Raw genomic sequence first — 6,588 nt, forward strand, 5'->3', positions numbered from 1 at the left:
TTCGCTCGATTACTAGATTCTATGTTTTTAGAAGGCTATGTATTCTAGTAAATTTTAAAAGATAGTAGTCAGAATATATGGTATAATCTGTTTACTTTTACGAATTATGCCGGGTAATGCCGGCACGAGCAGGGGGAGAAAAAAATGAATCCAATCTTAGTGGACATTCCAGAAAGAATAGAAGGAGAGCGAATCTATCTTCGCACATGCAAGCCGGGCGACGGCCCTATGATCTATGAGGCCGTGATGGCATCGCTGGATGAGCTGAAGCCTTGGATGCCATGGGCAAATATGACACAGGCGGAGGAATTGACAGAAGCCAATGTCCGCGAATCATTTGCCAACTTCATCCTGCGTAAGGACCTCAGGCTCAATATTATGCGAAAAGCAGACGACGCCTTCCTTGGCTCAACAGGCCTGCACCGCATTGACTGGGATACGCGGAAGTTTGAAATAGGCTATTGGGTAGATAGCCGCTATGCAAAGAACGGCTATGTAACAGAAGCTGTCAATCTGCTCACCCGCTTTGCCTTTGATGAACTGAACGCCAATCGGATTGAGATTCGAGTGGATACAGAGAACACGGCATCCCGCCGCATTCCAGAAAATAACGGATTTACCCTTGAGGGAATCCTGCGTCATGACAGCTATGATTCGCCAGGCACCGCCCTTAGGAGCACATGCGTTTATTCCAAAATCCGTTAGATCACTGGGCGCTCTCATAGCGCCCATTCTTTATTTAACCTCGTAGGAAAGCTCCACAAATTGATTGAACGGTCTTACTCGCTTCAGGACAAGAGCCGTTTCTACATCACCTTTTCCAAAAAGCGGCGTCCCCTTTCCAAGTATGACAGGAGCAATGGTCAAGATGAGCTCATCCACAAGATTCTCCTTCAAGAAATCATGCAGCAGCTCTCCGCCTCCCATGAGCCAAATGACTTTTCCCTCCTCACCCTTCAGCTTCTTGACCAGCTGAGCAGGCGGTTCATTCACAAAGTTCACGTATTCCGTATTTGCTTTAGCAGAACGCGTAAACACAAAGCAGTCCTTGCCCTTATAAGGAAATTCTTCCTTCTCATACTTCATGATCCAGTCGTACGTTTTCCTGCCCATGAGAATCGTATCCACAGTATCGTAGAATTCACCGATTCCATTATCCCCTTCACCTTCCACCTGAAAGAGCCATTCTAAAGATTCATTCTCTCCTGTAATATAGCCGTCCAAGCTTGTCGCAATAAATACGGTGCATTTTCGTTTTTCTTTCAATTATGTATCCTCCTTGTCATTATGAACTCATCGGCTCAACCACCCAGAGCTTATATCCATCCGGGTCAGCAATCACTGCTTCCTTTACGCCCCATTCACGAATGATCGGCTCTTGTACAATCCTTCCACCTAACCCTCTGATAGCCGCTATAGCTGCCTCAGCATCATCCACCTGAAAATCCAATCCGATTCCATAGTCTGCCGGCTCGGGCTCGGCTGTGCTATGCAGCATCAAGCTTACCCTTTCTTTTCCTGTCCCAATCGAGAAATAGGCCATCCCTTCCTCCTCCTGTTCCAGCGCAAGGCCAAGTACATCCCGGTAGAAACGGATGGAACGCTCCAATTCCTTTACATGCACGACGATCATATTCATCTTTTCAATGACAAATTCCTTCAAAGAAATCCCCTCATTTCATTTCTATCATACTCTTATACTGTTCTACCAATATCGGATATTTCCTCCTCTAAACGACATGCAATCTGATCATAGAAAAATGGTATAATAGTCATAAATTTCGAATCATCGTCATCATTTATAAAGGAGGCGAAATCATGAGAATAGAGACGGAAAGACTCATCCTCAAACCCGTTTCTGTCCAAATGAACGAAACGGCTTTGAAGCAAGGGTACAACAGCGGTTCACATATCGACTTATACTTAGGAGAGCTGGAAAAGGACCAAAGCCAGCAGAATTGGGGGCCATGGTTTGTCATGCTGAAAGAGAACGGCCAAATCATTGGAGATATTGGATTCAAGGGACGCCCAGCTGAAGAACGTATGGCCGAAATTGGCTATGGCTTTGTTGAAGAATACCGGAATCAAGGTTTTGCGACCGAATCTGCCCGTGCCCTGATTGATTGGGCATTCAAAACGAATGAAGTTCAATTTCTCGTTGCCGAAACAGCTAATGACAACCTCGCTTCCATTCGGGTACTTGAAAAGCTTGGGATGGAAAAAATCTATGAGGCAAATGGAATGATTTATTGGCAATTGCTGAAAGAGGGTATACATAAAGGCCTCATCATTCAAGATGATCAAGTTGTGGAAAAGGAGCTGTAGTAAGGCTCCTTTTGCCTATTTTAATAGCAGGCTCTGTGCAAGCAAATCTAGTATAATGACCTTAGAGAATTGAATGGAGGTTTGTTCAATGTCACGCATTCAATTTTTAGCCTCGTCCAGGCCATTAAATATCCTTGAGGAAATAGCGGAATATAATGATAAAGATTCGTATGATTCAGATATGTATTTTTCCGTGCACGATACAGATGAATACTGGTACGATATTCTGAAGCCCATTATCACCATGCCTTATATATACGAGGCTCATGGTCTGGATCAGCCCTATTTCTTCGTTTATTTAGAAAAATACATGGAGCTAGGCGATGTTTTCGAGCTATATGAGATACCTGTTCAGCATTGGTATGAAGAATCTATCCAGCGTGTTCTTGAAAAACCAGAGCCAATATTAATCAACATTGGCCAATACACCTACCAAAATCAATTTGGAACGTATCAGCTTAACGCTAAAAAATGGGCAGAAGAACTCAGCCATCGAACAATCGTTACGGAATTTGGGGTAACCACTATTGTGAAATATGACTAATGCTAGATCCATAAAAACTGAAAAAGTCAGCAGAATCCGCATGAAAAGGTATGTTCATAAATCTAATCATTGAGATTCATGTTTTCTTTATGCTTACACTGCCTTCTTGATTCTTCTCCTCATCCCAAACCACATGAATTTCAAAGGTTCCATCTTCAAAAAACAAAGGGAATCGCCTTTTGATTGAGGGCTGCATCGGGAGATTGACCGCTTCATCCTTGTGAATCCAAACCGGCTTGCCTTCGCGCGAATCTTTCAGAAGTGTCCCGCTATAGTTCTTCGTTAAATAGTTGAAAATCATGTACCGATCATTTTTTGCTGGATTCACGTACTCATAGATCCCTTTGTATTGGAGATGGCTCACTTCCAGCCCCGTTTCTTCCTTCACCTCTCGAATGGCTGCTTCTGTTAAGCTTTCAGGAAACTCTACTTTCCCACCCGGAGGGATAAACCCTTTAAAATCATCATGCTGCCTGTCGAGCAGCAACACATAGTCTCCCTTTTGAACCATGCAGACCGTCCAGAATTGAACATTTATCTCCACCCCATACATCCCCTTTACATAAAAAAGGTTCAATCCAAAAGAATTGAACCTCCAAAGCATTCGTTATTCATGAATCACTTTACCGTATATACCGCCACCGCCTTTTTGCAAAGCGAGACGGCCTTCCCTTGCCTGCTGAATCAGCCTGGCTATCTTCTCCGGCACGACCTCTGACAGCTCCTCAAAGGCGGCTTCATGGATGACTGCCATTTCTGACCCAAAGCGGGCAATGAGCTTATCCAGCGTTTTCGGCCCAAGTCCTGGCAGGAATTCAAGCGGGATGTGATGAATATAAGGCGGCCGATTTACTGCAGCCTCCTCCCCATCTCGGTCCGAAAGCTCCTGAATCCGCTCAGCCACCCCTTTTGTCACTTGCGTGGAGCCGCAATACGGGCATCTAGCCTGATAGGCTTCAAGCGTTTCCCCGCAATTCTCGCAAACCGTTTCATGGTATTTCCCGAGATAAGGATTCAATCCGTAGTTAGCAACAATCCTGCGGCCATCTTCCCCGCGAAGCGCCTTTACCCATTCGTCAAAGCTTGGCTTTTCCAAGAGCAGCTGCTGATATTCCCGTGCAAGCTTCGGCAAGGAATGGGCATCACTATTCGTCAAGAAAGGATAGGCATCAAGCTCACTTAAATGGGAGGCCATAGCCGTATCTGCGCTAAGGCCTAATTCAACCGCATCAATAAGTTCAGGACGAAAGATCTCTGTGAGTGATTGATGGACACCTTTACCGAACATGCTTTTATGCGGCGTGAAGATATGAGCTGGGATGAACAGGCCGCCGAGCTCTTTCACCTTCTCCTGCAGGACGGTTCCCCGCTCATAGATTCGCTGCGAGCTGAGCGTAATGTTCTTCACTCTCTCAGAGAACCAGTTCGAGAAAAGCTCCATTTGTGCCAGATTCGAGAAGAAGGCAAGCACATGAACCGGCCCCTTGCAATGTTCATCATTGATTTCAATCTCGCTTCCCGGAATTAATACCGTTCCGTCCTTATAGCGCAGGCCTCCTTCTGGAAGCTCAGCCAATTCCCCTTTTTGAATAAGCAGTCTCAGCTCTTCAATGACCTCCGGAACATGGCAATCAATTACCCCGACCATATCAAGCCCCTTCTTGTTAGCCGCATAATCCAAGATGCTTTCAATCGTTAACGAGCGTGCACCAGTGATTTTAACCGGACGGCCGCTCATCGTTCTCCCCACATGTATGTGAAAATCCCCGTAATAAATGTTCATTACTTCGATAGCGCCTCTTGCAATTGCAAGTATTGAATAGCGTACGCCGTCTTCGCGTCTTGAATTCTCTCTTCCTTAATGAGCTCAAGCGCCTCCTCAAGCGTAACCTCCATCAAGTCTACGAATTCATCTTCATCAAGGCCCTTTGCATTCTCTTTCTTCTTCAAGCCCTTCGCCACATAAATATGTATAATTTCATCCGCAAATCCAGGGGATGTGTACAGGGAAATCAGCTTATCCATGGATTCACACTCATAGCCGGTCTCCTCTTCCATCTCGCGCATCGCACAAGCGAGCGGCTCTTCACCCTCATCTAATTTTCCGGCCGGGATTTCCACAAGCGGTTTTTCCATTGGCTTACGGTATTGCTCTACTAGAACAATTTTATTGTCATCCGTCACCATGATAATCGCCACAGCCCCTGGATGCTTAATTAATTCTCTCGTAGAAGTCTTGCCATTTGGCAAAAGGACCTCATCGACACGGACATCCAAGATGCGTCCCTTGAAGATTGGCTTTGTGCTGACGGTTTTTTCTTCATATTTGTACATACTGATTCTCTCTCCTTTTTGGTCTAACAAGTGCATTTGTTCATATATTCTACCATATAGCATGTCCAAAGGGGTGGGACAATGAGAGTGAAAATTAGTGGAAATCAAATAATTATGAGCGGGAAAGCCTGGGAGGTACGGGCAAAGCTGCGGGAATACAGCCAGAAATATGTCTATGTTCTTGACATGATACGCGATGCTCAACGTATAAAATGACGGATCGCACTCCTTTCGTTACAATAGAAGCAATGACAACGATTGAAGGAGTGATTTCATGAATAAACGGCAATTGGGTCAATCCGGCCTATATGTCTCTGAAATGGGACTTGGCTGCATGTCACTTGGAACAGACGAAAAGAAAGCTGCCTCCATTCTCAGCGAGGCGCTTGATTCAGGCATTAATTATTTCGACACAGCTGACCTGTATGATTTTGGTGTCAACGAGGAAATCGTCGGTAAGGTCTTAAAGCCGCACCGAAATGATATCATCCTCGCGACAAAAGCCGGAAACCGCTGGAACGAGGAAAAAACAAGCTGGAGCTGGGATCCTTCAAAAGCCTATATTAAACAAGCGGTCAAGGACAGCCTCCGCCGGCTGCAAACCGATTATATCGATCTGTACCAGCTTCACGGGGGAACATTAGATGACCCAATCGATGAAACGATTGAAGCATTCGAGGAATTAAAGCAGGAGGGACTCATTCGGGCATACGGCATTTCCTCCATTCGCCCGAATGTCATTCACGAATATGTACAACGTTCCGGCATCGTCTCAAACATGATGCAATACAGCCTTCTTGACAGGCGACCGGAGGAATGGTTCTCACTGCTCGAGGAGCATCATGTCAGCGTGATTGCTAGAGGTCCGCTTGCCAAGGGACTTTTATCCGAGAAAATGCTCGCCAAGGCCTCTTCTAAAGTGCGTGAAGAAGGCTATCTTGATTATTCTTATCAAGAGCTTGAGGAGCTTCTTTCATCCATTAAAGAAACACTGGCAGAGCGCACGATGAACGAGATTGCCTTCCAGTACGTGCTCTCTTCACCAGCGGTCGCAGCCGTCATCCCTGGGGCCAGCAGTCCAGAACAGCTCTGTGAAAATGCGGCCGCCATTAAAAGCAAACCATTGAGCGAGAAAGAAATTGGTCTGCTCCGCTCCCTTACAAAGATGAGCAAATATGAAGCCCATCGCGTCTGATACGCAGAGGCTGGAACATAACTAAATTTGCTGTGTCCAAAACATTAAACCAACTAAAAAAAGCCGAACTATTATGAATCATGCTTAAACAGCACCTATAATAGTTTGGCTTTTTATTGTCCCAGCCTCTTATTTATACATAAAACAGCCAGTCGAAATCCTCCCGATGCAAATCCTGATAGAAATAATC

10 protein-coding genes are annotated in these 6,588 nt (G+C 45.4%); 5 read left to right on the forward strand and 5 right to left on the reverse strand.

The features are described 5' to 3' along the window. The first annotated feature begins 144 nt into the window (after positions 1-144). Complete coding sequence (locus ACI35L_RS12450; RefSeq protein ID WP_439803019.1) at positions 145-705, forward strand: GNAT family N-acetyltransferase; 561 nt, start codon at positions 145-147, stop codon at positions 703-705. 30 nt (positions 706-735) lie between these two features. On the opposite strand, the gene ACI35L_RS12455 is transcribed toward ACI35L_RS12450, so the two are convergent. Together ACI35L_RS12455 and ACI35L_RS12460 are read right to left on the reverse strand one after the other, a co-directional pair. Then, a complete protein-coding gene (locus ACI35L_RS12455) occupies positions 736-1,266 on the reverse strand; it encodes a dihydrofolate reductase family protein (protein WP_049670498.1) in 531 nt (176 codons plus the stop codon). A 19-nt stretch (positions 1,267-1,285) separates the two neighbouring features. After that, on the reverse strand, positions 1,286-1,663 hold the full coding sequence (locus ACI35L_RS12460; protein WP_439803020.1) for a VOC family protein: 378 nt from the start codon (positions 1,661-1,663) through the stop codon (positions 1,286-1,288). Positions 1,664-1,818: 155 nt separating this feature from the next. Between ACI35L_RS12460 and ACI35L_RS12465 the strand changes: the two genes are divergently transcribed. Then, on the forward strand, positions 1,819-2,325 hold the full coding sequence (locus tag ACI35L_RS12465; RefSeq protein ID WP_439803021.1) for a GNAT family N-acetyltransferase: 507 nt from the start codon (positions 1,819-1,821) through the stop codon (positions 2,323-2,325). An 88-nt stretch (positions 2,326-2,413) separates the two neighbouring features. Next, positions 2,414-2,869 (forward strand): hypothetical protein, encoded by a 456-nt coding sequence (locus tag ACI35L_RS12470; protein WP_439803022.1) that lies wholly within the window; start codon positions 2,414-2,416, stop codon positions 2,867-2,869. Between the two features lie 76 nt (positions 2,870-2,945). Here ACI35L_RS12470 and ACI35L_RS12475 read toward each other — a convergent pair whose 3' ends face one another. Genes ACI35L_RS12475 through ACI35L_RS12485 form a run of 3 tightly spaced genes read right to left on the reverse strand, consistent with a single transcriptional unit; the run spans position 2,946 to position 5,203 of the window. Further along, positions 2,946-3,422: an 8-oxo-dGTP diphosphatase gene (locus tag ACI35L_RS12475; RefSeq protein ID WP_439803023.1), complete on the reverse strand. Its 477-nt coding sequence runs from the start codon at positions 3,420-3,422 to the stop codon at positions 2,946-2,948. 54 nt (positions 3,423-3,476) lie between these two features. After that, the gene (locus ACI35L_RS12480; protein WP_439803024.1) at positions 3,477-4,652 is read right to left on the reverse strand and encodes a TIGR00375 family protein; all 1,176 of its coding nucleotides are present in this window, start codon (positions 4,650-4,652) and stop codon (positions 3,477-3,479) included. After that, positions 4,652-5,203, reverse strand: a complete 552-nt coding sequence (locus ACI35L_RS12485; protein WP_049670493.1) for an NUDIX domain-containing protein — start codon at positions 5,201-5,203, stop codon at positions 4,652-4,654. Before ACI35L_RS12485 ends, ACI35L_RS12480 begins: the two co-directional genes overlap by 1 nt. Before the next feature lie 81 nt (positions 5,204-5,284). Between ACI35L_RS12485 and mciZ the strand changes: the two genes are divergently transcribed. Both mciZ and ACI35L_RS12495 read left to right on the forward strand, forming a co-directional pair. Continuing rightward, a complete protein-coding gene (mciZ, locus tag ACI35L_RS12490; RefSeq protein WP_082197061.1) occupies positions 5,285-5,419 on the forward strand; it encodes a Z-ring formation inhibitor MciZ in 135 nt (44 codons plus the stop codon). Positions 5,420-5,477: 58 nt separating this feature from the next. Further along, positions 5,478-6,398 (forward strand): aldo/keto reductase, encoded by a 921-nt coding sequence (locus tag ACI35L_RS12495; RefSeq protein WP_049670492.1) that lies wholly within the window; start codon positions 5,478-5,480, stop codon positions 6,396-6,398. Positions 6,399-6,588 lie beyond the last annotated feature (190 nt).

It is taken from the genome of Pradoshia sp., assembly GCF_051873915.1.
In the GTDB taxonomy this organism is placed as follows: Bacteria; Bacillota; Bacilli; order Bacillales; family Pradoshiaceae; genus Pradoshia.

Bases quoted from the DNA above. Each gene is read 5' to 3' on its own strand.
- ACI35L_RS12450 (WP_439803019.1), top strand. From the start codon at position 145: ATGAATCCAATCTTAGTGGACATTCCAGAAAGAATAGAAGGAGAGCGA.
- ACI35L_RS12465 (WP_439803021.1), top strand. From the start codon at position 1,819: ATGAGAATAGAGACGGAAAGACTCATCCTCAAACCCGTTTCTGTCCAA.
- ACI35L_RS12470 (WP_439803022.1), top strand. From the start codon at position 2,414: ATGTCACGCATTCAATTTTTAGCCTCGTCCAGGCCATTAAATATCCTT.
- ACI35L_RS12475 (WP_439803023.1), bottom strand. From the start codon at position 3,422: ATGTATGGGGTGGAGATAAATGTTCAATTCTGGACGGTCTGCATGGTT.
- ACI35L_RS12480 (WP_439803024.1), bottom strand. From the start codon at position 4,652: ATGAACATTTATTACGGGGATTTTCACATACATGTGGGGAGAACGATG.
- ACI35L_RS12485 (WP_049670493.1), bottom strand. From the start codon at position 5,203: ATGTACAAATATGAAGAAAAAACCGTCAGCACAAAGCCAATCTTCAAG.
- mciZ (WP_082197061.1), top strand. From the start codon at position 5,285: ATGAGAGTGAAAATTAGTGGAAATCAAATAATTATGAGCGGGAAAGCC.
- ACI35L_RS12495 (WP_049670492.1), top strand. From the start codon at position 5,478: ATGAATAAACGGCAATTGGGTCAATCCGGCCTATATGTCTCTGAAATG.